The 22,383-nt window shown below is 62.4% G+C and carries 21 protein-coding genes and 1 tRNA gene; 20 read left to right on the forward strand and 2 right to left on the reverse strand.

Features of this window, described 5'->3' with window-relative positions; genetic code table 11:
• Positions 1 to 206 precede the first annotated feature (206 nt).
• The 5 genes from ACFRFQ_RS27735 to ACFRFQ_RS27755 all read left to right on the forward strand — a co-directional run bounded on the left by ACFRFQ_RS27735 (position 207) and on the right by ACFRFQ_RS27755 (position 6,363).
• Complete coding sequence (locus tag ACFRFQ_RS27735) at positions 207 to 1,823, forward strand: ABC transporter substrate-binding protein (protein ID WP_378664829.1); 1,617 nt, start codon at positions 207 to 209, stop codon at positions 1,821 to 1,823.
• Positions 1,824 to 1,948: 125 nt separating this feature from the next.
• A complete protein-coding gene (locus ACFRFQ_RS27740; protein WP_138871597.1) occupies positions 1,949 to 2,875 on the forward strand; it encodes an ABC transporter permease in 927 nt (308 codons plus the stop codon).
• Positions 2,868 to 3,824 (forward strand): ABC transporter permease, encoded by a 957-nt coding sequence (locus ACFRFQ_RS27745; protein WP_378664830.1) that lies wholly within the window; start codon positions 2,868 to 2,870, stop codon positions 3,822 to 3,824. The genes ACFRFQ_RS27740 and ACFRFQ_RS27745 overlap by 8 nt, the downstream gene beginning before the upstream one ends.
• A gap of 5 nt (positions 3,825 to 3,829) precedes the next feature.
• Positions 3,830 to 5,554 carry a dipeptide ABC transporter ATP-binding protein gene (locus ACFRFQ_RS27750; protein WP_378664831.1) on the forward strand — a complete coding sequence of 575 codons (1,725 nt, stop codon included), beginning with the start codon at positions 3,830 to 3,832 and terminating at the stop codon, positions 5,552 to 5,554.
• Positions 5,555 to 5,610: 56 nt separating this feature from the next.
• Positions 5,611 to 6,363, forward strand: a complete 753-nt coding sequence (locus ACFRFQ_RS27755; RefSeq protein ID WP_378664832.1) for an oxidoreductase — start codon at positions 5,611 to 5,613, stop codon at positions 6,361 to 6,363.
• Positions 6,364 to 6,749: 386 nt separating this feature from the next.
• Here the strand turns inward: ACFRFQ_RS27755 and ACFRFQ_RS27760 are convergent, their stop codons facing one another.
• The gene (locus ACFRFQ_RS27760) at positions 6,750 to 7,568 is read right to left on the reverse strand and encodes an HAD-IB family hydrolase (RefSeq protein ID WP_378664833.1); all 819 of its coding nucleotides are present in this window, start codon (positions 7,566 to 7,568) and stop codon (positions 6,750 to 6,752) included.
• A gap of 334 nt (positions 7,569 to 7,902) precedes the next feature.
• Here ACFRFQ_RS27760 and ssd point away from each other — a divergent pair, with 334 nt between their 5' ends.
• From ssd to ACFRFQ_RS27795, 7 genes are all read left to right on the forward strand, one after another.
• Positions 7,903 to 9,003 carry a septum site-determining protein Ssd gene (gene ssd, locus ACFRFQ_RS27765; protein ID WP_378664834.1) on the forward strand — a complete coding sequence of 367 codons (1,101 nt, stop codon included), beginning with the start codon at positions 7,903 to 7,905 and terminating at the stop codon, positions 9,001 to 9,003.
• Positions 9,000 to 10,184: a TadA family conjugal transfer-associated ATPase gene (locus tag ACFRFQ_RS27770; protein WP_378664835.1), complete on the forward strand. Its 1,185-nt coding sequence runs from the start codon at positions 9,000 to 9,002 to the stop codon at positions 10,182 to 10,184. Before ssd ends, ACFRFQ_RS27770 begins: the two co-directional genes overlap by 4 nt.
• The gene (locus ACFRFQ_RS27775) at positions 10,181 to 10,969 is read left to right on the forward strand and encodes a type II secretion system F family protein (RefSeq protein ID WP_378664836.1); all 789 of its coding nucleotides are present in this window, start codon (positions 10,181 to 10,183) and stop codon (positions 10,967 to 10,969) included. The genes ACFRFQ_RS27770 and ACFRFQ_RS27775 overlap by 4 nt, the downstream gene beginning before the upstream one ends.
• A 71-nt stretch (positions 10,970 to 11,040) precedes the next feature.
• On the forward strand, positions 11,041 to 11,550 hold the full coding sequence (locus tag ACFRFQ_RS27780; RefSeq protein WP_378664850.1) for a type II secretion system F family protein: 510 nt from the start codon (positions 11,041 to 11,043) through the stop codon (positions 11,548 to 11,550).
• A gap of 61 nt (positions 11,551 to 11,611) precedes the next feature.
• The gene (locus ACFRFQ_RS27785) at positions 11,612 to 11,812 is read left to right on the forward strand and encodes a DUF4244 domain-containing protein (RefSeq protein ID WP_138871605.1); all 201 of its coding nucleotides are present in this window, start codon (positions 11,612 to 11,614) and stop codon (positions 11,810 to 11,812) included.
• A complete protein-coding gene (locus tag ACFRFQ_RS27790) occupies positions 11,812 to 12,162 on the forward strand; it encodes a TadE family type IV pilus minor pilin (protein WP_378664837.1) in 351 nt (116 codons plus the stop codon). Before ACFRFQ_RS27785 ends, ACFRFQ_RS27790 begins: the two co-directional genes overlap by 1 nt.
• Entirely contained in the window at positions 12,162 to 12,512 is a 351-nt protein-coding gene (locus ACFRFQ_RS27795; protein WP_378664838.1) for an Rv3654c family TadE-like protein, read from the forward strand. The genes ACFRFQ_RS27790 and ACFRFQ_RS27795 overlap by 1 nt, the downstream gene beginning before the upstream one ends.
• On the opposite strand, the gene ACFRFQ_RS27800 is transcribed toward ACFRFQ_RS27795, so the two are convergent.
• On the reverse strand, positions 12,513 to 14,801 hold the full coding sequence (locus ACFRFQ_RS27800; protein ID WP_378664851.1) for a DEAD/DEAH box helicase: 2,289 nt from the start codon (positions 14,799 to 14,801) through the stop codon (positions 12,513 to 12,515).
• Between the two features lie 459 nt (positions 14,802 to 15,260).
• Here ACFRFQ_RS27800 and ACFRFQ_RS27805 point away from each other — a divergent pair, with 459 nt between their 5' ends.
• The 8 genes from ACFRFQ_RS27805 (at position 15,261) to ACFRFQ_RS27840 (ending at position 22,180) form a co-directional block, all read left to right on the forward strand.
• On the forward strand, positions 15,261 to 15,464 hold the full coding sequence (locus ACFRFQ_RS27805; protein ID WP_033235953.1) for a cold-shock protein: 204 nt from the start codon (positions 15,261 to 15,263) through the stop codon (positions 15,462 to 15,464).
• Positions 15,465 to 15,580: 116 nt separating this feature from the next.
• A complete protein-coding gene (locus ACFRFQ_RS27810) occupies positions 15,581 to 16,165 on the forward strand; it encodes a hypothetical protein (protein WP_378664839.1) in 585 nt (194 codons plus the stop codon).
• Positions 16,166 to 16,311: 146 nt separating this feature from the next.
• Positions 16,312 to 19,239 carry a type I DNA topoisomerase gene (gene topA / locus ACFRFQ_RS27815; protein ID WP_378664840.1) on the forward strand — a complete coding sequence of 976 codons (2,928 nt, stop codon included), beginning with the start codon at positions 16,312 to 16,314 and terminating at the stop codon, positions 19,237 to 19,239.
• Between the two features lie 36 nt (positions 19,240 to 19,275).
• Complete coding sequence (locus ACFRFQ_RS27820) at positions 19,276 to 20,505, forward strand: DNA polymerase III subunit delta' (RefSeq protein ID WP_378664841.1); 1,230 nt, start codon at positions 19,276 to 19,278, stop codon at positions 20,503 to 20,505.
• A 30-nt stretch (positions 20,506 to 20,535) separates the two neighbouring features.
• A tRNA-Thr gene (locus ACFRFQ_RS27825) sits at positions 20,536 to 20,608 on the forward strand.
• 120 nt (positions 20,609 to 20,728) lie between these two features.
• Positions 20,729 to 21,346 carry an RDD family protein gene (locus ACFRFQ_RS27830; RefSeq protein WP_378664842.1) on the forward strand — a complete coding sequence of 206 codons (618 nt, stop codon included), beginning with the start codon at positions 20,729 to 20,731 and terminating at the stop codon, positions 21,344 to 21,346.
• A gap of 55 nt (positions 21,347 to 21,401) precedes the next feature.
• Positions 21,402 to 21,827: a DUF2752 domain-containing protein gene (locus ACFRFQ_RS27835; RefSeq protein WP_378664843.1), complete on the forward strand. Its 426-nt coding sequence runs from the start codon at positions 21,402 to 21,404 to the stop codon at positions 21,825 to 21,827.
• Positions 21,828 to 21,982: 155 nt separating this feature from the next.
• Positions 21,983 to 22,180 carry a hypothetical protein gene (locus tag ACFRFQ_RS27840; RefSeq protein WP_138871613.1) on the forward strand — a complete coding sequence of 66 codons (198 nt, stop codon included), beginning with the start codon at positions 21,983 to 21,985 and terminating at the stop codon, positions 22,178 to 22,180.
• Positions 22,181 to 22,383: the final 203 nt, after the last annotated feature.

The following is a 22,383-nucleotide window of genomic DNA, read 5'->3' on the forward strand; positions in this document are numbered from 1 at the left end:
GAGTGTGTCCGAATTCAATTACCCCCAAATTTCCAACAATGGGGGCGGTGCGCGCATCGCGTTCGATGTGTCTATTGTCAAACCATTATTCGACCACAACTCGAAGTTACGTTCACTTTCAGTTGTTGGCGACACGACGCCGGCAGTTACGGCTGTCGGCAGGCCACGAGGATGCTCGGGGTCTATTAGATGTGGAAGGAATTCCTTTGCGTATCTCACGCATAGCGACCGGCGCGGTCGCGCTCGGAATGACGGCAGTGCTGATCACGGCATGTTCGTCCGGCGATTCGTCGGGCGGATCGTCCAGCGGCGTCGTCAACGCCTGGGCGGGCGAGCCCCAGAACCCGTTGATCCCCACGAACACGAGTGAGAACCAGGGCGGCCGGGTTCTCGACTCCCTGTTCGCGGGTCTCGTTTCGTACACCGCCGCCGGCGGCACGGAGAACGAGGTTGCCGAGTCCATCGAGAGCACCGACGGTCAGAACTTCACCGTCAAGCTCAAGGACGGTTGGACCTTCACGGACGGCACCCCTGTCACCGCGAAGTCGTTCGTCGACGCGTGGAACTTCGGCGCCCTCTCCACCAACGCTCAGCTTCAGGCTTCGTTCTTCGATCCGATCAAGGGCTACGACGAAGTTGCCGCCGAGGTTCCGACGGCACAGACGATGTCGGGTCTGAAGGTCGTGGACGATTCCACCTTCACCATCGAACTCAAGCAACCCGAGTCGGCGTTCCCCGATCGCCTCGGCTTCACGGCGTACTACCCGCTGCCCGAGGTCGCGTTCACGGACATGACCGCGTTCGGCGAGAACCCGATCGGCAACGGTCCGTACAAGCTCGACGGAACCGGCGCGTGGCAGCACAACGTCCGCATCGACACGGTCGTGAACCCCGACTACAACGGCAACCGCAAGCCGAAGAATGCCGGCGTCGACTTCATCATGTATAACAACCTCGACACGGCGTACACCGATCTCCTGGCCAACAACGTCGACGTTCTCGACCAGGTGCCGCCGAGTGCCGTCACGACCTTCGAGACGGACCTGCCCGGACGCACGGTCAACCAGCCGTCGGCGACCATCGAGACGTTCACGATCCCGGCTCGTCTGCCGCACTTCAGTGGCGAAGAGGGCAAGCTTCGTCGTCAGGCGATCTCGATGGCGATCAACCGCGATCAGATCACGCAGCAGATCTACAACAAGACCAGGACGCCTGCGCTCGACTTCACCAGCCCTGCAATCGAGGGTTGGAACGACTCGCTGACCGGTAACGGCAACGTGAAGTTCGATCCCGAGGCAGCCAAGGCTGCGTGGGCTAAGGCCGATGCCATCGCGCCGTGGTCCGGCAGCTTCGAGATCGCTTACAACTCCGACGGTGGACACCAGGAATGGGTCGACGCCACGGCGAACAGCATCCGCAACACCCTCGGCATCGACGCGAAGGGCAAGCAGTACGCCACTTTTGCTCAGATCCGCACCGAAGCCACCAACCGCACCATTCAGAGCGCATTCCGCTCCGGCTGGCAGGGTGACTACCCGCAGCAGTACGGCTTCCTGGCACAGAACTACCAGACCGGTGGCAGCTCCAACGACGGTGATTACTCCAACCCCGAGTTCGACCGCCTCCTGCGCGAATCGGCCGGCCAGACTGATCAGGCGAAGGCTCAGGGACTCCTCGATCAAGCTCAGGAAGTCCTGCTCGAGGATCTGCCTGCAGTTCCGACGTGGTACCGCAACGCAGCCAGTGGATGGTCGGAGAACGTTTCCAACGTGACCATCAGCTGGAATGGCATTCCGGTCTACGAAGACATCGAAAAGAACTGACGCGTAGAACGATCCGCATCTGAAATGTGAATTCGGGGCGGCAGGCGCCCTGCCTGCCGCCCCGAACTCGTGTTCACGCCGGACTGTCCGCTGACGTACACGATCATCGACAAGGAGGTGATCCGATGCTTTGGTACATCGGTCGCCGAGTGCTTCAAATGATCCCGGTTTTTCTCGGGGCCACTCTTTTGATCTACGCCATGGTCTTCCTGCTTCCCGGTGATCCGATTGCCGCGCTGGCGGGCGACAAGGCGCTCAGTCCGGCTGTTGCGCAGCAGCTTCGGGAGCGCTACCACCTCGATCTCCCCTTCTATCAGCAGTACCTGCTGTACCTGAAGGGCATTTTCACGCTGGACTTCGGCACGTCGTTCTCCGGACGGCCCGTCAGTGAAGTTCTGGCACAGGCATTTCCGATCACGATGAAACTTGCCTTCATGGCTCTGATCGTCGAGACGGTCTTCGGTGTCGGCTTCGGCCTCATCGCCGGCCTGCGTAAGGGCGGATTCTTCGACAGCACTGTCCTGCTCTTCAGCCTCGTTCTCATCGCCATCCCGATCTTCGTGATCGGCTTCCTGGCTCAGTTCTTCATCGGCGTCAAATGGGGCATCGTCCCGCCGACGGTCGGTGGCAACACCAGCTTCAAGAATCTGTTGCTGCCCGCGTTGGTTCTTGGTTCGGTCTCGTTCGCGTACGTCCTGCGACTGACCCGAACGTCCGTGGCGGAGAACCTGAGTGCCGACTATGTACGCACCGCCACCGCCAAGGGACTATCCCGCGGACGAGTGGTTCGAGTCCATGTGTTGCGCAACTCGCTGATCCCCGTGGTCACATTCCTCGGTGCCGACCTCGCGACGCTGATGGGCGGCGCCATCGTCACCGAGGGCATCTTCAACATCAACGGCGTCGGCGGCACGATCTACCAGGCGGTGACCAGAGGTGAAGCGCCGACGGTGGTTTCGTTCGTCACCATTCTCATCGTGGTTTACCTGATCGCAAATCTGCTTGTCGACCTCTTGTACGCCGCGCTCGATCCGAGGATCCGCTATGTCTGAGACCGTGAATACCGGACGCGCCGTCCGGCAAAGTCATTTCGTGGCACCGCCCGAAGTTGCGGCACCGGGGGAGACGGACGCCGTCAAACTCGATCAGGCGCCGACGAGTATGTGGACCGACGCGTGGCGCGACCTGCGCAAGCGTCCCCTGTTCATCATCTCGACGATCATCATCCTCGCGGTCATCGTCATCGCAGCGTTTCCGGGCTTGTTCACAAGCACCGATCCGCGGTTCTGCGACCTCACCTACAGCATGCAGGGACCGACCTCCGGCCACTGGTTCGGTTTCGACCGGCAGGGCTGTGACGTCTACTCGCGCACCATCTACGGTGCTCGCGCGTCCGTGCTCGTGGGCGTCGGCGTCACTGCGTCGGTGCTGGTGATCGGAGTGATCTTCGGTGCACTGTCCGGGTTCTACGGCGGCTGGACCGATTCGATTCTCTCCCGCGTTGCCGACATCTTCTTCGGCATCCCGCTGATCCTCGCCGCCATCGTCCTGATGCAGCTGTTCACCGATCGCACCATCTGGACCGTCGTCGGCGTCCTGGCACTCTTCGGTTGGCCGCAGATGGCACGAATTGCTCGAGGCGCGGTGATCTCGGCGAAGAACAACGACTACGTCATGGCTTCGGAAGCGTTGGGTGTCTCGAAGCTCAAGACACTGATCCGCCACGTCATCCCGAACTCGTTGGCGCCCATCATCGTGGTGGCCACCATCTCGCTCGGCACGTACATCGTTGCCGAGGCGACGCTGTCATTCCTCGGTATCGGACTTCCGTCGACCGAGGTTTCGTGGGGCGGCGACATCAGCAACGCTCAGGTGACGCTGCGTCAGGGATCGACCATTCTGTTCTACCCGGCAACGGCTTTGGCGATCACCGTCCTCGGATTCATCATGATGGGTGACGCACTGCGCGACGCCCTCGATCCCAAGTCTCGGAAGCGGTGAGCACGATGACCACCAAGGAAACTCTCACCTCGGAGGAAGCTCCGTTGCTCGAGATTCGTGATCTCGAGGTGTCGTTCCAGTCCAATTCCGGTCCCGTTCCGGCAGTTCGAGGCGTCAGCCTGACGGTGTACCCGGGCCAGACTGTCGCCATCGTCGGCGAATCGGGCTCGGGTAAGTCCACCACCGCGCACTCGATCATCAATCTGCTTCCCGGCACCGGCAAGGTGACGGCAGGCGAGATCATCTTCGACGGCAAGGACATCTCTAAGCTTTCGGAGAAGGACTTCGTCCACATCCGGGGTAGCCAGATCGGTTTGGTTCCGCAGGACCCGATGTCGAATCTGAATCCCGTGTGGAAAGTGGGCTTCCAGATCGAGGAAGCTCTGGCCGCCAACGGGATCGCCAAGGGCAAAGCCGCCAAGGTTCGCGCCGTCGAATTGCTCGAGGAGGCCGGCCTCGCCGAAGCCGAGAGCCGGTTGGGGCAGTACCCGCACGAGTTCTCGGGCGGTATGCGTCAGCGTGCGCTCATTGCGATCGGGTTGTCCGCTCGTCCGAAGCTCCTGATTGCGGACGAGCCGACGTCGGCACTCGACGTCACGGTCCAGCGTCAGATCCTCGACCACCTCGACGGTCTGACTACGGAACTCGGCACCGCAGTTCTGCTCATCACTCACGATCTGGGCTTGGCCGCCGAGCGAGCCGAGCATCTGATCGTGATGAGCAAGGGTCGCATCGTCGAATCCGGTCCGGCACTGGAGATTCTGAAGCGCCCGCAACATCCGTACACGCAGAAGCTGGTCGCGGCTGCGCCGTCATTGGCGTCGAAGCGGCTCAGTTCCTCGGTGGTGCGCGCCGAGATTCGCGTACAGGCGGAAGAGGTTGCCGAAGCCGTCAAGGCCGACGAAAGTGCGGCTGAGTCCTTCGGCAAGGCGACCGACGACGTTCTCGTAGTCGATCATCTGACCAAGGTGTTCAAGCTGCGCAAGGGTTTCCGCAAGACCACCGACTTCACAGCCGTGAACGACGTGTCCTTCAAGGTCCGCCGCGGAACCACAACGGCGATCGTCGGCGAATCGGGTTCCGGTAAGTCGACTGTCGCGCAGATGGTCCTCGGCTTGCTCGAGCCCACGGCAGGCAACGTCGTCTTCGACGGTCAGGACGTGGCGAAACTCGGCGCGAAGGAAACTTTTGCGTTCCGCCGCCGAGTGCAGCCGATCTTCCAGAACCCCTACGGCACACTCGACCCGATGTACTCGATCTACCGCACGATCGAGGAGCCGCTGCGTACCCACAAGGTCGGGACCAAGGCGGAGCGTGAGGCTCGCGTTCGTGAACTTCTCGACAAGGTCGGTCTGCCGCAGTCGGTCATGCGACGGTTCCCGAACGAGCTCTCCGGTGGCCAGCGTCAGCGCGTCGCGATCGCGCGAGCATTGGCACTGCAGCCGGAGGTCGTGATCTGCGACGAGGCGGTCTCCGCTCTCGACGTGCTCGTTCAGGATCAGATCTTGACCCTGCTCAACGACCTGCAGGCAGAGTTCGGGTTGACGTACCTCTTCATCACGCACGACCTGGCCGTGGTTCGTCAGATCGCGGACAACGTGTTGGTGATGTCGCGTGGCTCGATCGTCGAATCGGCACCGATCGACGACGTGTTCGGCAATCCGCAACAGGACTACACCCGCAAGTTGCTCGACGCGATTCCCGGTGGGTCCATCAAGCTGGGAAGCTGACGCAACAGGTAGGTAGGCAAGTCCGCAGAGGGGCTGCAAGGGTACCGTCTTTGATCGTGACGGACCCCTTGCAGCCCCTCGTCGATCTTCCCGGTGTTCGCGCCGCCGCCGATCATGCGCGCGACGCTCTGGGTGAGGTACATCGGCACAAAACCAACCGACGCGGATGGCCCACGACCGCTGCTGAAGCTGCGGTTCGTGCTGCTCGGGCGTCAGCGTCTTTGGCGGGGGGGTCGACGGAGTTGCCGGCGGAGGGGATGGCCGGTGATCCGATTCTCGCCGGAGCGCTGCGCGTTGCTCAGGCGCTGGACGGTGACGGTCTGCCGCTGATGGAGTCCACGTGGAAGCGGGCGCCGCTGCAGGCTTTGGCCCGGTTGCACCTACTGGCGGCAGCAGATCTGGTCGAGGATCCCGACGAATTGGGGCGACCTCGCATCGATCCGGGCGTCGGTGAGCGTCTCGACGCTCTCGCCCAACTGGTGACGGGCGGAACCTCGGCGCCGGCACCCGTTCTTGCGGCAGTCGTGCACGGTGAATTGTTGGCACTGAGCCCGTTCGGTACCGCCGACGGCATTGTTGCGCGTGCCGCGTCCCGACTTGTCGCAGTCTCGTCCGGACTCGATCCGCATAACCTCGGCGTCCCCGAGGTCAGTTGGTTGCGTAGGCCGCAGGCGTACTCCGATGGAGCTGCCGGATTTGCTTCCGGTCGTCCGGAAGGTGTCGGCAGTTGGGTGATCCTGTGTTGCGGCGCGCTCGAAGCTGGTGCTCGTGAAGCAACGTCGATTGCCGACGCTGCCAGTCCGAGCTAGATCCACACAGCGCTAGATCCACACACAAAACGGGCGGCGCTGCCGATTATCGACTTCGCCGCCCGTTAGCACGGACTACTCGTTACCAAGCGTGCTCGGTGGGTTGTGTGGATGGCCTCGGCGAGGGATCGCCATTTTGAGGTCGTCCCCGCAACTTGTGCGGAGTCCTCGCTCAAATTGAACGAATCTCGCAGGCCCACAACACTTCTGCCCTTATAGTGGCTTGTGCTCCGCGTGGGTGCCCTAGTGCCCGTGCTGGGAATCCGGGTTGGGGAAACGGTCCTTCTCTTCCGAGCCGTTCCTGGCCTTCCGTTCTTCCGTAACTCCTTTGTACCCTGTGTTGCGGCTCACAGCAAGTATCAATTTTTGTTTGTGGGCTTGAAGTTTCACCGTTTTCGGCGAAGTAGTGCAAACGTCACAACACCGGCTGTCACGGCTCCGATTCCGAGTGCCGCAGTAGTTGCCACCGCGGTGCCAGACTGCGCTGACAGCCGAGCGCGAAGCGAGACCGGATTCGAGAAAGTCAGTATGGGCCAACCGTTTCCGGCTGCTGCCTTGCGAAGCGCGCGGTCCGGGTTGACGGCACTCGGGTGTCCGACGGCCTCGAGCATCGGCAAATCGGTGATCGAGTCGGAGTAGGCGTAGCTCGCGGCGAGGTCGTATCCGTACTCGGCTGCAAGTTTTTCCATGGCTTCCACTTTGCCGGGGCCGTAGCAGTAGAAATCGACCTCGCCCGTGTAGTGACCGTCCTCTTCCTTCATCGACGTCGCGACCGAGTGTGTTGCTCCCAGCGCGCGGGCGATCGGAGCGACGATTTCCTCGCCCGACGCAGACACCACGATGACATCATGGCCGCGCAACTTGTGGTCGGCGATCAGGTCGGCCGCCTCGGCGTAGACGAGAGGATCGACGATGTCGTGCAAAGTCTCCGCGACGATCGCCTTGACCTGTTCTACATCCCACCCGGCGCACATCGCGGTGATGTGTGCACGCAAGCGCTCCATCTGATCGTGATCGGCGCCCGAGAGGAGGAATAGGAACTGCGCGTAGCTGCTCTTGAGAACCGAGCGCCGGTTGATCAATCCCTGAGCGAAGAACGGCCTGCTGAAAGCCAACGTGCTGGATTTGGCTATGACGGTTTTGTCGAGGTCGAAGAAAGCGGCAGTCCGCCCGGTTGACAGTCCATTCCCAAGCTTGTCGGTCACAGCTACCGAGGATAGTCCGACGATAGGTTCGGTTGCGTCATCGCAACCGGAAAATCAGCGGAGACACCTACGGATCATCGCTGTTCAGGCTTGCATTTTCCGGACAACCCCGGTGTAGGATTACCGCAGTTCGACTAGCTCGGACTTCTGTTCAGCCCAACCCCCCGGGGCTGAACAGATTAAGACAACCCCCGCCTCCCCCCAGGCGGGGGTTGTCGACTTTCTCGGGTGTTTCGACTTTCTCAGGTGTGAGAGTTATCCACAGGACCCGAGTTGTCCACAGCTCGATTCGGGTATCTGTTCTTTGTTGACTGCAACGCTCAGGCTCGTGCCCATGAACTTGACTACTTCAGGGGAATCAGGGCACGTCGACGCGAATGTCCTTGTGTTGGTCGAAGATCCGCTGATTCTTGCCAGCGTACGACGCGTCGTTGCTGCCGTTGATCAATCGGTGGACGAGGGGCCGCAACCGGTGTCGCGGCAACAGTGGAACAGAGCGTCCGCGGTGGTGCTCGACATTGCACACGCCAAGGCGTGCTCTAGCCGCAACCCGAGGCGTTCACGCGTCTTCCTCGTCAGTGAGTCCGAGCCGACGCTCGACGAGTGGAAATACGCCACCTCGATCGGCGCCCAGGCGGTGTTCACCCTGCCGGCGGACGAGAATGCGTTGGTTGCGGTGCTGGCCGAGCATTCGGTGAGCCGGGGCGAGGCCACCGTTGTGGCTGTTGTCGGCGCGTGCGGTGGAGCCGGTGCCTCGGTCAGCGCCGCTGCGATCGCCCTGGCGTCGGCTGCTCGTCGTATCCCGACGATGCTCGTCGACGTCGACGCACTCGGTTGCGGCGCCGACGTCGTGCTCGGTGTCGAGAATGTTCCGGGGGTGCGTTGGGCAGCGTTGACAGTCGAGGGTGGGCGATTGTCGGCGGAAGCGCTTCGTGATGCTCTGCCCGCGCGCGGGCAGTATCTGCGGGTGCTCTCGAGTAGTCGAGGGGAGATCGGTGGTCCTTCGGTGACTGCGCTCGGGGCGGTGCTCGACGCCGGCCGACGAGCCGGTGGTCTTGTCGTGTGCGATGTTTCCGGTTGTCGCGGCGCCCCGGGTGAGGTCGTATTGGAGGCGTCGGATGCCGTTGTCATGATTGTTCCCGCAACGGTGGCCGCGTGTGTCGCTGCAGAAAAGGTGGGAATATGGGCGGCGCAACATAATTCGAATGTAGGAGTGGTAGTACGAGGGCCCGCTCCGGGTGGCCTGCGCGGGGCCGACGTCGCGAACCTGCTCGGGTTGCCGTTGATCGCAGTTGTCCGGGGACACCGCTCGCTCGCGTCGATGCTCGAACGCGGTGGACTGGAACTACGACGCAACTGCGCCCTGACTCTCGGAGCTGACGCGATTCTGGACAGACTCGCGGCTGGTCCACGTTCCTGGAGTTCTGCAGCATGAGAGGTCTGGTCACGGCTGAACTGCTCGATCGGGTCCGCGATCGGTTGACGATGTCGACAGCCGCGGAGCCGACCGCGGCGACGGTCGCAGACGCCGTCAGAGCGGAGTCCGCCGGAGTGCTCGGTGATACCGATCTGCTCGAAGTTGTGCGAATTCTCCAGACCGAGCTGACCGGAGCCGGGCCGCTCGAGTCTCTGCTGCATGAACCAGGAGTCGCGGACGTCCTGGTGACTGCTCCGGACCAGGTGTGGGTCGATCGCGGGGTCGGGCTGGAACGAACAGGTGTGAAATTTGCCGACGAGGCAGCGGTGCGACGCCTCGCGGCACGGCTTGCCCTGTCGGCCGGAAGGCGACTCGACGACGCGCAACCGTGGGTCGACGGCCGGTTGCGCGGAGTCGGCGACGGGCATTTCGGCGTCCGATTGCACGCTGTTCTCGCGCCGGTCGCTCAGGGGGGAACGTGCTTGTCTCTGCGGGTGCTCAGACCGGCGACGCAAGGTCTTGACGCATTGTGCGCTCGGGGTGCGATCGAACCGGAAGCCCGCTCGCTGCTCGATCGAATCATCATGTGCCGTTTGGCCTTTCTTGTGATCGGCGGAACCGGCGCGGGCAAAACGACCTTGCTGGCGGCTGTGCTCGGGGCGGTTGATCCCCGGGAACGGATCATCTGTGTCGAGGATGCGGCCGAATTGGCTCCGCCCCATCCGCATGTGGTTCGCCTCGTCGCACGGGCCCCGAACGTGGAGGGCGTCGGCGAGGTGACGGTACGCGATCTCGTGCGACAGGCGTTGCGGATGCGACCCGACCGCATTGTCGTCGGGGAAGTGCGCGGAGCCGAGGTCATCGACCTTCTGACTGCCCTCAACACGGGTCATGACGGTGGGGCAGGCACCATCCACGCGAATTCGCCGGAGGAAGTGCCGGCGCGGTTGGAGGCGTTGGCCGCGTTGGGAGGGATGAATCGAAATGCATTGCACAGTCAACTCGCGGCCGCCGTCCAGGTGGTTCTGCACGTGCACCGCTCCGCCGACGGTTCCCGGCGACTCGAGCAGATCGGGGTCGTCAACCGCAGCGCCGACGGATACGTGCAGATCAGCCAGGCCTGGCCGGTTGCGGGTCCGGGCCGCGATCAACTCGAGCGACTGCTGCGACTGCGTGATCGGGACGGGCTGTCGGCATGAGCGCCGCACTGCTGCTGTGTGCTCTGTCGGTCATGGTTGCGCCGACGGTGGATTCGCGTTCCAGGCTCGCTGAATTCACAGATTCGCGGGTGGCGGCATCGGTCACTGTGCCGTGGACACTGATTGTCGCTGCACTGCCACTAGGCCTGGGCGCGTTGTTCGGAGGGGTCTCTGCATTGATCGCCGCCGCGATTGCAGTGGGAACTGCGCTCTTTCGTGCTCGGCGGAAGAAAACAGCGTTGGCACGAGACTCGGAGCTGACGCTGCTGCTTGCCGGCTTGGAGATCCTGATTGCAGAGTTGCGGATCGGTGCGCATCCGGCGTCCGCGTGTTCCGTTGCCGGAGAGGAGTGCTCGGGGGCAGTCGGAGAAGTATTTCGTCGAGGTTCGGCGCGAGCTCGGTTGGGCGGCAGTGCAGCCGACGCATTTCGATCCGACGGTTCGCTCGTCGACCAGGAGTTGAGCCGTGTCGCATCAGCGTGGTCTGTCGCTGAACGATACGGTCTGGCGCTTGCCGAGCTTCTGGGAGCAGTACGGACAGATATGTTGGGTCGCAACCGTTTCCGTCAGCGTACCGAAGCTGGACTTGCAGGCGCCCGGGCTACCGCGACGGTGCTGGCAGGGTTACCGGTCCTCGGCATCGGGTTAGGTGAGCTGATGGGGGCGGCTCCGTTGCAGGTGCTGTTCGGGGGTGGGATCGGCGGACTGATGCTGGTAGCCGGAACGGGATTGGTAGCTCTTGGCCTGCTGTGGACCGACAAGATCACGTCGAAGGTGACATCGTGATCTGGCTGGGAGTAACGGCGATCGCGTTGGCGTTGTGGATAGTTCCGGATACGCGCATGTCACTGCCACGCATGGAAACAATGCTCGACCGGGCGGCCGGAGATACAGTTCTGCAGGATGAGCCATCGGCTCGCGACCCTCTTGCAGTGGCAGCAAGTTTCGACCTGCTGGCCGCGTGCCTTCGTGGCGGTTTACCGGTTGCGGAAGCGGTGGGGGCTGTTGCCGACACAGCGCCGACACCGATGGATCACACTCTGCGGCGGGTATCGGATCTGCTCACCCTGGGCGCCGATCCGGACGTGGCGTGGAGTGAAGCTGCGCTGGACCCTGACACCGAATCGCTTGCCCGGCTGGCCCGCCGGTCGTCACGGTCGGGAACTTCGCTGTCCGTCTCGATGGCGGAACTTGCCGAACGTTGTCGTGATGGCGCGGAGGACGCTGCTGCCGCGTCAGCCGAACGCGCGGGCGTGTTGATCAGTGGTCCACTCGGACTCTGTTTCCTGCCTGCGTTTCTCGCGCTGGGGATAGTGCCCGTGGTGATCGGATTGGCGTCGTCGGTACTCGGTGACGGGCTTATCTGAGAAGAACCCGCGATTCTTCCGCGGCAGAACAACTGTCGTGGTCTTACAGGAGGGGAAAACGATGTTCGAATTGATGGGAAAGTTGTCGGCGAGGTTGACGTTGCTCGTCGCCGAGGACGACGGAATGTCCACCGCAGAATATGCAATCGGGACCATTGCGGCTGCGGCGTTCGGAGCGGTTCTCTATTCGGTGGTCACCGGCGATTCCATAGTGTCGGCACTTACCGGGATCATCGACAAAGCACTCAAGACAGCCGTGTGATGGTGTCCACGAGGAGCATCCGATCCGATGACGGTGCGGTCACGGTCGAAGCGGCAATTGCGCTCGCCTCGATGATCACCGCAGTGGTGCTGTGCGTCGGCGCGGTTCTGGCGGTAACCATGCAGATTCGGTGCGTGGATGCTGCTCGTGAGGCGGCGAGATTGACGGCCCGTGGTGATCGGGACAACGCGATCACCACGTCGCGTCGAATCGCGCCCACCGACGCCCGGATTTCCGTGCAGATCGTGGACGGATTTGCCGTGGCAGTGGTGAGCGCCGACAGTATTTTGCTGCCACTGTTGGACATCACCGCAGAAGCAGTCGCAGCCGTGGAACCAGGAGTGGACTGATGACTCTGCGGGCAGACGACGGTATCGCAACAGTGTTTTCGTGCATTGCGCTTGCCGGGATTGTTGCTGTGACCGGTGGGCTTCTGCACGTCGGTTCGGCGGTCACCGCTCGTCACACCGCCCAGTCGGCTGCGGATCTTTCGGCATTGGCGGGGGCCGGCGCGCTCGAGCGCGGTGCGGAGGCCGCCTGCGCCGCGGCAACCGACGTTGCGGCGCGGATGCACACAGTGCTCGCGGAGTGCATTGTCGAGGACTGGGATGTCATTGCCCGGGTGCGGGCGCCGGTATTGTTGTCCCGCTTCGGTATCGGTGATGCGGAGGTGTCGGCGCGTGCCGGTCCGGTCGACTAGTCAGCTGATCGTGTCGATGATTGCCGTCAGAATCTTCACGGCGCCGTCCTTGTCGAGCGGATCGTTTCCGTTGCCGCACTTGGGGGAGTAGACGCACGACGGGCAACCGTGCGCGCACTCGCACGAGGTGATCGCGTCGCGGGTTGCGGTGAGCCAGCGTGAGAGTTCACTGTGGCCGCGGTCGGCAAATCCTGCGCCACCGGCGTGTCCGTCGTAGACGAATACCGTGGGCAGGCCGGTGTCGGCGTGGATTGCCGTTGATACGCCACCGATGTCGCCGCGGTCGCAGATGGCGACCAGTGGGAGGAGTCCGATCGCCGCATGCTCCGCCGCGTGCAGCGACCCGGGGAACCGCTCCGGCGAGATGCCGACGGATTCGAGTAGTTCCGGCGTGATCGTGTACATCACGGCTCGGGTCTCCAGCGTATGGGCCGGCATATCCAATTCGATGGAATCGAGGACTTCACCGGAATTGAGGCGTCGTAGGTATCCGACAACCTGATGGGTCACTTCGACGCGCACGAGTGCCACGGTGATGTCGCCGTAATTCTTGTGTTCGAGTTGTTCGGTGATGATGATTTCGGTTGTCTCGCGCGCCGAGGTGGTCCAATCCGGATTTTCCGTATGGACCAATGCCAGACCGACTTCGAGGTCGAGTTCGTCCACCACATATGCGTCACCCTGGTGAATATGGACCGCGCCGGGGTGGACGGTGGCGGGCGCACGCCCGGTGTCGACGGTTCCCAGCATCCGCCCGGATTCGCCGTCGACTATTGCTACTTGGGTGCCGATGCCGCCGCGGATGTCCAGCGAACCGTGCGGGTTGGCGTCTGCGGTGATGAACCAACCGTGGGTACGTCGCCGAATCTTGCCCTCTTCGGCGAGTTTGGTGAGGACGTCGATTGCCCCGAACGAGCTGACCTCGGCGTCGGAGAGTGGGAGTTCCATTGCTGCGCAAAGTAATTGCGGCCCCAGGATATAAGGATTTCCGGGGTCCGTCACGGTAGCCTCGACGGGTTTCTCGAGGATGGCCGACGGATGGTGGACAAGGTAGGTGTCGAGGGGATCGTCTCGAGCGATCAGGACCACCAGCGAGCCTTCACCTCGTCGTCCGGAGCGCCCGGCCTGTTGCCAGAACGAGGCAACCGTGCCCGGGAAGCCTGCTACGACAACGGCATCGAGCCCGGCGATATCCACGCCCAGTTCGAGGGCGTTGGTTGTTGCCGCGCCCAGTAGCGTGCCGTCCGCAAGTGCTGCTTCCAGTTCGCGGCGGTCTTCGGCGAGGTATCCAGCCCGGTACGAGGCGACTCGTTCGGCTAGATCGGTGTCTGCTTCTGCGAGTAGTCGTTTGGTGGTCATGGCGGTCAGTTCCGCGCCGCGGCGTGAGCGTACGAAGGTGAGTGTGCGTGCGCCTTCGATCATCAGATCCGCCATGATCCGGGCGGCCTCGGCGCCGGCGGGGCGACGGACTGGACTGCCGTTCTCGCCGGTGAGCGCCGGCACGAGCGGAGGCTCCCAGAGTGCGACGGTTCGTGGTCCGTGGGGTGACCCGTCGTCGGTGATCTCGGTGCAGTGCGCACCGATCAACCGGGAAGCCGCTATTCCGGGGTCCGCGGTGGTGGCGCTGGCCAGGATGAACGTGGGCTCGGCGCCGTATCGGGCCGCGATGCGTCGCAGTCGGCGAACGATGAGGGCGACATTCGATCCGAAGACACCGCGGTATGAGTGGCATTCGTCCACGATCACGTATTTCAGATTGCGGAAGAAGTGCGCCCAGCGTTGATGGGTGCGGAGCAATGAGATGTGCAGCATGTCAGGGTTTGTGAACAACCAACGGGAGTTTTCGCGCGCCCACGTGCGCAGTTCCTGTGACGTGTCGCCGTCGTACGCGCTCGGATTGGTTCCCCGTAGTTCGGCGTCGAAGTCGGTGAGGGACAGCACTGCCCGTAGTTGGTCGCTGCCCAGTGCTTTGGTGGGGGAGAGGTAGAGAGCGGTGGCAAGAGGATCCGACGCCATCGCCGTCAAGACGGGGAGTTGGTAGGCCAATGACTTTCCCGAGGCTGTGCCGGTGGCGACCACAACATGGTTTCCGCTGTGTGCAAGGTCTGCGGCAGCGCGCTGGTGGATCCACGGAGCGGTCACACTGTGCTCGCGAAGGGAACGGACCACACTGGGGTGCAACCACTCCGGCCATTCGGCGAACCGGGCCTTGCGAGCCGGTAGTTGAGCGGTGAAGGTCAGCGGATCTTCGTTTCCGCTCACGCCGGCTACGACGCGACCGAGGAGCATCTGCCCGTAGGTTTCGCTGGGCGCCGCGTCGGGATCAGGAAGGCTGGAGGCTGCGTTCACGTGATTCTCCGGGATCGGCGTTCGGGTGTCCCGACAGTGCAGAACTGCCGTTACCTGCAGTTTTGATGATACGCATCGGCCGATAGATGTGGCGGCACGGGGTGGCAGCGGACTGAGGAGGGCGGAAACAGGTGATTTCGGTAGCAAATTCTTAACGTATTTCGACTGTTGTGCACGCGCAGAACATGGTTGACTGACAACCGGTCGCAGCTTCTGTGTTCGTAGGCTTGAGAAAGTGCACGCTCGCAGGATCTTTTGTTGCGGACGTGGTGCTCTTGCCCTTTCCTGCGAGGATGCAAGCCCTGGGGGGAAATCAGCTGGTACTGCGGCCGGAACGGGCCCGGTGGATTGAAATAAGCGCAGTTCACCGAATCCGGTGTTAGAAAGAGAAGGAAAAGCATGGCACAGGGCACTGTGAAGTGGTTCAACGCTGAAAAGGGCTTCGGCTTCATCGCTCCCGAAGACGGTTCCGCAGACGTCTTCGTTCATTACTCCGAGATCCAGGGCAACGGTTTCCGTACCCTCGAGGAGAACCAGCGTGTGGAGTTCGAGGTAGGGCAGGGCAACAAGGGGCCCCAGGCGACAGGCGTTCGCGCAGTCTGATTCTTACGAGCAAGACTAAGGTCTGTCCCCATTGCACCGTCGCATTGGGGACAGACCTTTCGTAGTAATCCCCTTAATTTATGCCGCGACGGTCGACGTGCCCTACGTTGCATTCTGTGAGCCAACTGTCCTTTTTCTCCGCCGAGTCGATTCCCCCTGCCGTGACAGACCTGGCCGGCATGCTGGCCGGACACGGTCAGGTGGTGACAAACGAAGATCGTGCGCGGATCTCGATCGTCGTAGATCGAGACTGGCGGGCGCAGGCCATCGCCGAGTTGATCGCGCAATGCGGACTCGGAGCGGAAGTGACGCGCAGTGATGAGGGAAGTCCGCTCGTGCGAACTCAGGCGACGCCGGCGCTGCTGCCCCTGTCCGTGCAGTGGACCAGAGGCGCCGTGAAGTCGGTGCCTTCGGGATGGGTTCCGAATCCCCGCCAGCTCCGGGTCTGGGCAGTTTCGTCCGGCAGGATGGAAGAGGACGGCGAACGCTTCGTTTTCGGCCTCGATCCGCATGCGACTCAGACTCACGCACCGTTGGCACAAGCCTTGATGCGCGTGGGTATCGCACCTACTCAGTTAGGTAACCGGACGCCCGGTCCTGGGCTTCGGATAGCGGGGAAGAAGCGGCTGACCAAGCTCGTCGAATATCTGGGCGAGGCGCCCCGTCACGTGGACGTCGAGGCCGCCTGGCCGCATGTCTGACGGTGCCCATACTGTACTGATCTGCACGAATGTCTTGCGGGTATGTCACTCTGTAAAGAGAGACACGGGGTATAACTTGCTCCACACGTCTAGTTCTGAAGAACTGCCGATGGCAGTGATCGTCCAAAGGAAGGTTCGGGCAGCAGGTGGCTAAAGCGGACAACGGCAGCGGTCAGGGAGCGTCCGGTAACCCTCGTCGCCTCGTGATCGTCGAGTCACCGACCAAGGCGCGCAAAATCGCTCCCTACCTCGGTAAGGACTACGTCGTCGAGGCATCGGTCGGTCACATTCGCGACCTGCCGCGCGGCGCGGCGGATGTTCCGGCCAAGTACAAGGGCGAGCCATGGGCCCGTCTCGGCGTCAATGTCGATCACGACTTCGAGCCGCTCTATGTCGTCAGCCCGGAGAAGAAGGGGAAGGTCGCCGAACTCAAGTCACTCTTGAAGGACGCCGACGAACTCTTCCTCGCAACTGACCCCGACCGCGAGGGTGAGGCCATTGCGTGGCATCTCCTCGAGACCCTGAAGCCCAAAATTCCGGTTCGTCGAATGGTCTTCCACGAGATCACCGAACCGGCAATTCGCGCCGCTGCCGAAGACACCCGCGAGCTCGACATCGACCTCGTCGACGCTCAGGAAACCCGCCGCATCCTCGACCGTCTTTACGGTTACGAGGTCAGCCCGGTGCTCTGGAAGAAGGTCATGCCGAGGCTCTCGGCGGGACGCGTCCAGTCGGTTGCCACGCGTGTCATCGTTCAGCGTGAGCGTGAGCGCATGGCGTTCAAGTCGGCTTCGTACTGGGACATCTCCGCCACGCTTGATGCCGGCGCCGACGCCAGCCCACGCAGTTTCGGCGCGCGTCTTGTCTCGGTCGACGGCTCCCGCGTTGCTTCCGGTCGCGATTTCGGACCGGACGGAAAGCTCAAAGGCAGTGCCGTCACCGTGCTGGACGAGGCGTACGCGCGTCGACTGGCCGAGGCCTTGCACGGCGTCGACCTTACGGTTTCGTCGGCCGAGGACAAGCCGTACACCCGCAAGCCGTACCCGCCGTTCATGACGTCGACGCTGCAGCAGGAAGCTGGTCGCAAGCTTCGCTTCACGTCCGAGCGAGCCATGCGGATCGCGCAGCGTCTGTACGAAAACGGCTACATCACCTACATGCGTACCGACTCGACGACGCTGTCGGAGTCGGCGATCGCTGCTGCTCGTGCGCAGGCCACCGAGTTGTACGGCCCGGAGTACGTCCACCCGACGCCGCGTCAGTACACCCGCAAGGTCAAGAACGCGCAGGAAGCGCACGAGGCAATCCGTCCCGCCGGCGATGTCTTCCAGACGCCGGGGCAGTTGCACTCCAAGCTCGACGCCGACGAGTTCAAGTTGTACGAACTCATCTGGCAGCGCACCGTCGCTTCGCAGATGGCCGACGCTCGTGGCACCACGCTGACGCTCCGCATTTCCGGCACTGCCGGGACCGGCGAGGACTGCACGTTCTCCGCTTCGGGCCGCACCATCGTGTTTGCGGGCTTCCTCAAGGCTTACGTCGAGAGCGTCGACGAAGAGGCAGGCGGTCAGTCCGACGACGCCGAATCCAGGCTTCCGGTGCTGGTCAAGGGCCAGGAAGTAACGGCAACCAAGCTCGATCCCGACGGTCACAGCACCAACCCGCCGGCGCGATACACCGAAGCCAGCCTGATCAAGACCCTGGAAGAGCTCGGTATCGGCCGACCGTCGACGTATTCGTCGATCATCAAGACCATCCTCGACCGTGGGTACGTCTACAAGCGGGGCAGCGCATTGGTTCCGGCGTGGGTTGCCTTCGCCGTAGTCGGTCTACTCGAGGCGCACTTCGGCCGGTTGGTCGACTTCGACTTCACCGCAGGCATGGAAGACGACCTCGACGCTATTGCCGGCGGACGTGAGCAGCGCGGTAACTGGCTGAGCAGCTTCTACTTCGGCGGCGAGACCGGTGCCGAAGGTTCGGTCGCCCGCGAAGGCGGCCTCAAGAAGATGGTCGGCGTCAATCTCGAGGAGATCGACGCCCGCGAGGTCAACTCCATCCGTTTGTTCGACGACGCCGAGGGCCGTGAGGTTCACGTGCGTGTCGGCCGATTCGGTCCGTACCTCGAGCGCATGGTTCAGAATCCGGACGATCCCGAAGGCGATCTGATCTCGCAGCGGGCCAATCTCCCCGATGACCTGCCGCCGGACGAGCTCACCCCCGAGTACGCCGAGAAGCTGTTCGCGACACCTCAAGAGGGTCGCAAGCTGGGCGTCGATCCTCTGACCGGAAACGAAATCGTCGCGAAGGAGGGCCGCTTCGGTCCTTACGTGACGGAGATTCTGCCCGAACCGCCGGCCGAGCCGGAGCCGGACATCGTGCCGGTGCCGGAACCGGAAGAGATCAGCGCGGGCACCACGAAGACCGCGGTGAAGAAGGCCGCAGCCAAGAAGGCTCCCGCGAAGAAGGCCGCCAAGAAGGTCGCGGGCCCCAAGCCACGAACCGGATCGCTGCTCAAGTCGATGGACTTGGCGACGGTCACGTTGGAGGACGCACTTCGGTTGCTGTCCCTTCCCCGTGTTGTAGGTGTCGATCCCGAGAGCAAGGAAGAGATCACCGCTCAGAACGGCCGTTACGGTCCGTATCTGAAGAAGGGCACCGATTCGCGTTCGCTGGCCGACGAAGAGCAGATGTTCACGGTCACCCTCGATGACGCGCTCAAGATCTATGCCGAGCCCAAGCGTCGTGGACGTCAGGCGTCGGCTACTCCGCCGCTGCGTGAGCTGGGTGTCGACCCGGTCAGCGAGAAGCCGATGGTGATCAAGGACGGTCGTTTCGGTCCGTACGTCACCGACGGTGAGACCAACGCCAGCCTGCGTAAGGACGACGCCGTCGAATCCATCTCGGATGCTCGTGCGTCGGAGTTGCTCGCTGACCGTCGTGCGCGCGGACCGGTGAAGAAGAAGGCTGCTGCCAAGAAGGCCCCGGCCAAGAAGGCCGCTGCGAAGAAGACTGCCGCCAAGAAGGCCCCGGCCAAGAAAGCGGCTGCCAAGAAGGCTCCGGCGAAGAAGGACTGAGCCGGACTCGTCGGTGCCGACGGTTAAGGTTTTTGCATGAGTACTGATGTGGCCGAACGTGGTGTGTTCGGTCGGCTGGTAGGTCAGCACGACGTCGAGCAGAGTTTGCGAGCCGCCGCGCTGTCCGCCCGGGGCGACTCCAGCGGATCCGATATGACCCATGCGTGGCTCTTCACCGGGCCTCCTGGATCCGGTCGGTCCGTGGCGGCGCTGTGTTTTGCCGCTGCCCTACAGTGCACGTCGGACGGCGAACCGGGATGCGGTCAGTGCCACGCGTGCACAACTACGATGGCCGGAACTCACGGTGACGTACGACGGATCATCCCCGACGGATTGAGCATCAGCGTCAAAGGCATGCGCGAGATCGTCAACATCGCGTCGCGTCGGCCCACGACTGGTCGTTGGCAGGTCATCGTCGTGGAGGACGCAGATCGATTGACCGAGGGTGCAGCCAATGCGCTCTTGAAGGTTGTCGAGGAGCCGCCGGACCGTACGGTGATCCTGCTCTGTGCTCCCACCACGGACCCCGAGGACATGTCGGTCACGCTGCGTTCGCGCTGTCGCCATTTGGCTCTCGTGACGCCGTCTGTCGAATCGATCGCCCAGGTGTTGATCAAGCGCGACGGTTTAGCTCCCGACCAGGCGAGATTTGCCGCGTCGATAAGCGGTGGTCATGTCGGCCGGGCTCGGCGTTTGGCCACCGACGATGTCGCGCGAGACGAACGTGCGCGTTCGCTCCGGCTGGCCTTTGATGCCGCGTCCGCATCGACGGCGTACAAAGCAGCCGAAAATTTGGTGAAGTCGATCGAGTCCGAAACCAAGACACTGTTCACCGACGTCAAGGAACGTGAACTCGAAGAACTCAAGGTCTCGCTCGGTGGTGGCGGAACGGGGAAGGGCACAGCCGGCACGCTCCGAGGGTCTGCCGGACTGATCAAGGAACTCGAAGCGCGGCAGAAATCGAGGGATACGCGCGCCAAGCGTGATCTTCTCGACCGGACGCTGATCGATCTTGCCGGTATGTACCGGGACGCCTTGTCCTACTCGCTCGGATCGTCGTCCACGTCCACGCATCCCGATATGGCCGAGAGGGCTTCCGATCTGGCATCTCGAACGTCCCCGGAAGGTCTGTTGAAGTGCATCGAAGCCGTGCTTGCCTGCCGTGAAGCTGTCGATTTCAACGTCAAGTTGCAGTGGGCTCTGGATGCGATGGTTGCGAGTATCGGCGAAGCCTTCCGACCCCCGTTTTCGCGTTCCGGGGGTTGACCAGTTAGACTCGCCATCGCCGAAAGGCACGCTGCCTTAGCTCAGTCGGTAGAGCATTTCACTCGTAATGAAAAGGTCGAGAGTTCGATTCTCTCAGGCAGCTCGGCCAAGAGCCCCGCACCAGAATCTTCTGGTGCGGGGCTCTTGTCGTTTATCCGATAAATGCTTGCTGGTCGGTTTATCCTGTTTCTGCATACACGCGCCTGAGCAGGGGAGTATCGCCATGTCGGAGCAGAACTGGGGATCTGGCGAGCAACCGAACCAGTCACCGCAGCCGAACCAGCCACCGCAGTACGGACAGCCGCCGCAGTACGGACAGCCGTACGGGCAGATGCCTCCCGTGTCGCCCCAGGGATACGGGCCACCGCAACCGGCCTATCCGTACGCATCATGGCTGTCGCGTGTCGGGGCGTACTTGCTCGATTACTTCATCGTGCCGCTACCTGGCGTGATCCTCGCGATCGTTGGCGCAGTGATCGCGTTCGCCGGAGCGGAGGTCACCACGTACGACGACGGGACCGTGACTACGGAGGGTGCCAATGGAGGTGGACTCTTGGTCATGGGCGTCGGCATTGTTCTGATCTTGCTGATCGAGGTCTGGAACTACGTCTTCCGTCAGGGCAACACCGGCCAGTCCTTGGGTAAGAAGTGGCTGGGTATCTCAGTGGTCCGCGAATCCGACGGAGTTCCGCTGGGGCCGCCCATGGCTCTTCTGCGATGGATATTGGAAGCGATCCTCGGCGGGGCGTGCTTCCTCAACTACCTGTGGCCACTCTGGGATTCCAAGAGCCAGTGCTGGCACGACATGATCGTTCGGTCTGTTGTTATTCGAGCGAGATAGATCGGGTTCGCGTGGCCACGGCTGTTAGTGGTCGCCAGCTTCTACAGTGGATCGTATGAATACCGAGACCTCCGTGGTGCGGGGCTGGCGGGCGCTGAGCGCTCCGGCCGGCGTCGCCGCAGCGGGGGTTTCGGCCTTCACGCTTTTGCACCTCCGAGATCCCCACAATTCGGGAAGCTACGGGATCTGCCCGATGTACGCGTTGACAGGTCTGTGGTGCCCCGCGTGCGGTGGCCTTCGAGCAGTCAACGATCTGACGAACCTTGATATCGGTGCGGCGCTGTCGAGCAATGTACTGATTGTTCCGTTCATTGCGGTACTTGTTGTCGCCTGGGTCCGGTGGATTGTCCGCAGATGGAACGGGTCGACGGATCGGATGATCGTGCTTCGGCCGGCTATGACAGTCATGGTGCTCGTAACCCTTGTTGCCTTTACGGTTGTGCGAAACACCTCTTGGGGTAGCTGGCTCGCGCCGGCCTGAATGTAAGTGAGGTCGAAATGGCAATGCAGGTTTTCTCACTGATCGTGCTTCTCGGTGCACTGATCGTCTTGATCCCGACGGCCAGGCGGGTCTTCGGTAAGAAAGACGACGAGTAAGTACTCGACATCGTCTGGTCTGAGGCACATGCTGACGGTATGGCTGATTCGTTGAAGGCTCGAGTCCGCGAGAAGTTGTTACGCCAGCTTGCCGAGGATGGCCGACGCCCGATTCACGACGCGGAAGGCGACGATCCCCGATTGTTGTCGGTGACGGACGATCTCGAGGCCCTCGAACTGGCAGAGGAGGGAGACCCGATCATCGAAGAACTGGCGGAGAGGTACTGGGTTCCCTGAAGTTTACAAAGCGCAGCGCTGTGACCAGGCGATTTGGTGTTGTGTTGATCTTCGCGTAACTTATTCCAAGTCAGAGCGACACGGACACCGACTCCCACCTGCGAGGGTGAGTGACACGAGGTTGTACGAAGTGCCTGGCCAAATTTCGAAGTAGTTTCCATCATGTATGGTTGTGCTTCACCTCCAGTTCTTCTTCAAGATGT

The organism is Rhodococcus sp. NPDC056743 (assembly GCF_042790355.1).
In the GTDB taxonomy this organism is placed as follows: Bacteria; Actinomycetota; Actinomycetes; order Mycobacteriales; family Mycobacteriaceae; genus Rhodococcus_F.